The 523-nt window shown below is 58.9% G+C and carries 1 protein-coding gene and 1 pseudogene; both read right to left on the reverse strand.

All coding sequences use genetic code 11. From position 1 onward, the window contains the following. Positions 1 to 271, reverse strand: a pseudogene (locus NRB16_RS29250) (hypothetical protein); the annotation flags it as partial. 18 nt (positions 272 to 289) lie between these two features. Further along, a partial coding sequence (locus NRB16_RS29255; RefSeq protein WP_257107618.1) for a dihydrodipicolinate synthase family protein occupies positions 290 to 523 on the reverse strand: 234 nt, incomplete at its 5' end.

Below are 523 nucleotides of genomic sequence, written 5' to 3' on the forward strand. Positions count from 1 at the left end.
ACTCGGAGGCTACCGACAGAGGCAGCGGACGAGGCACCTTGTACTCGCCCTTCACGGTGCTGTCAGCCACGTTGCGAGGGATCGGCAGCAGCGGATCCAGGCGCCTGGTGTTGGAGATGTCGGCAGGCACCTGCATCGGTGCGGTCTGGGTTGCTTCCAGATAGTCACTGCCGCGATCGCGGAAGTAACCATCTTGCCCCCATAGCCAACCGCAACCACTGGTGCTGGAGATAATCAAGGCTAGTGCGGAAAGTCCGGCCAGTCGCTTCATTGCGTAATGCTTCCTCAATTAAACCAATACGCCGGACTGGCGCATGGCCTGACGCAGCGGTTCGTGACAGGCTTCGCTGAGCCAGGTGAGCGGCAGACGGATACCGTCTGGCATCAGACCCATTTCATGCAGAGCCCATTTCACAGGAATGGGGTTGGATTCGATAAACAGGGTGTTATTGACCGGCATCAGCTTTTCATGGATGGCACGTGCCGTTTCGGCATCGCCACGCATGGCAGCAGCGCACAGCTC

Origin of the sequence: Pseudomonas sp. LJDD11 (assembly GCF_024584215.1) — a bacterium.
In the GTDB taxonomy this organism is placed as follows: domain Bacteria; phylum Pseudomonadota; class Gammaproteobacteria; order Pseudomonadales; family Pseudomonadaceae; genus Aquipseudomonas.